This is a genomic window from Mycobacterium sp., from assembly GCF_050701675.1.
Classification (GTDB): domain Bacteria; phylum Actinomycetota; class Actinomycetes; order Mycobacteriales; family Mycobacteriaceae; genus Mycobacterium.
Map to the genome: position 1 here is coordinate 1 of NZ_JBOGDD010000490.1, position 1,942 is coordinate 1,942.

Sequence of the window (1,942 nt, forward strand, 5' to 3'; positions counted from 1 at the left end):
GGGTCTTCTTCCCCGACCCGTGGCCCAAGGTGCGCCATCACAAGCGCCGCCTTCTGCAGCCCGCGATCCTGGCGTTGATCGCCGACCGGCTCCGAGTTGGCGGGATCCTGCACGCCGCCACGGATCACGCCGGCTACGCCGAACACATCGGTGAGGTCGGCGACGCCGAGCCCGCACTGCGCAGGTTGGCCACCGATCTCGAGGTGTCCGACGTCGACCTACCCATCTCGGTGCGACGGCCCGTCACGAAGTACGAGGACAAGGCGCATCACGCGGGCAGTGCCGTGGCCGAATTCCTCTGGGAGAAGCGGCCATGAGCATCACGGACGAGATAGAGGAAGCCGGGGCGATCCCCGACGAGACCGGTGAGCCGACCGAGCCTCAGTTCAACACCCCTCAGCGGGTGCTGCTGGTCTGGGACGCCCCGAACCTCGACATGGGGCTCGGGTCGATCCTTGGCGGCCGGCCCACGGCTGCGCACCGACCCCGGTTCGACGCGCTGGGTCGCTGGCTGCTGGCCCGCACCGCCGACCTTTCGGCCGAACGCTCCGCCGACGAACCGGTGATCACGTTCGAACCCGAGGCGACGGTCTTCACCAACATCGCCCCTGGTAGCGCCGACGTCGTCCGCCCCTGGGTGGAAGCGTTGCGCAACGTCGGCTTCGCGGTGTTCGCCAAACCCAAGGTCGACGACGACAGCGACGTCGACAGCGACATGCTCGACCACATCGCACTGCGCCGCAGCGAGGGTCTGGCTAGCGTGTTCGTGGCGTCCGCCGACGGGCAGGCGTTCCGACTTCCGCTCGAGGACATCGCCCGCGAAGGCATCCCGGTCCGGGTCCTCGGATTTCGCGAACATGCGAGTTGGGCGCTAGCGTCGGATACCTTGGAGTTCGTCGACCTCGAGGACATCCCCGGCGTCTTCCGGGAGCCGCTACCGCGAATCGGCCTTGATTCGCTGCCCCAGCAGGGGGCGTGGTTGCAGCCATTCCGGCCGCTGTCCTCGCTACTCACCTCACGCGGGTGAACAACTGAAGCATCATGGGCCGAGAAACTTGAAGAAGATCAGTTAGGAGCTCACGTGTTCGCCTGGTGGGGTCGAACGGTGTACCGATTCCGATACGCAGTGATCGGAGTCATGGTCGCACTTTGCCTTGGCGCGGGCGTGTTCGGTATCAGCCTGGGTAAGCACGTCACCCAGAGCGGCTTCTACGACAACGGCAGTCAGTCGGTCCACGCGTCCGTGACTGCCGACCAGGCCTACGGCCGCGACACGTCGGGCCACATCGTCGCGATCTACACGGCTCCCGACGGCAAGACCATCGACGACCCGGCATTCCGGAAGAAGATCCTCGACAACCTCGCTCAGGTCGAGAAGGACCATCCGGACCAGATTCTGCGCTCGATCGGATACTTCAAGAGCCCGCAGGTGCTCACCACGATGGCCGACGCGGACAAGCAGCATGGATTCATGTCGATCCAGCTCAAGGGCAACGACGACGACACCATCCTGAACAACTACAAGGAGGTCGAGGGCGACTTCGACATCCCCGGCGTCGACGTCAAGATCACCGGCCTCGAGCCGCTGGCCGGGGCGTTGACGGGCACGATCGGCGAGGACCAGAAACGCGCCGAGGTGGCGGCCATCCCGCTCGTGTGCGTCGTGTTGTTCTTCGTCTTCGGCACGGTGGTCGCCGCCGCACTCCCCGGGATCATCGGCGCTCTGACGATCATGGGCGCGCTGGGCATCATGCGACTGGTCGCCGAGTTCGTTCCGGTGAACTTCTTCGCCCAACCCGTGGTGACCCTGATGGGACTGGGCATAGCCGTCGACTACGGCCTGTTCATCGTGAGCCGGTTCCGCGAGGAGCTCGCCGAGGGATACGACACCGAGGCCGCCGTCCGGCGGACCGTGATGACATCCGGTCGCACGGTCATGTTC

3 protein-coding genes are annotated in these 1,942 nt (G+C 65.7%); all 3 read left to right on the plus strand.

Annotated elements, in window-relative coordinates; genetic code table 11:
• The coding region (trmB, locus tag ACRDUX_RS14610) for a tRNA (guanine(46)-N(7))-methyltransferase TrmB (protein ID WP_526414742.1) at window positions 1–317 on the plus strand (317 nt) is incomplete at its 5' end.
• Window positions 314–1,027, plus strand: coding sequence for an NYN domain-containing protein (locus tag ACRDUX_RS14615; protein WP_526414743.1), 714 nt, complete (start codon window positions 314–316; stop codon window positions 1,025–1,027). The genes trmB and ACRDUX_RS14615, both read left to right, overlap by 4 nt.
• 54 nt (window positions 1,028–1,081) lie before the next feature.
• A partial coding sequence (locus ACRDUX_RS14620) for an MMPL family transporter (protein ID WP_526414744.1) occupies window positions 1,082–1,942 on the plus strand: 861 nt, incomplete at its 3' end.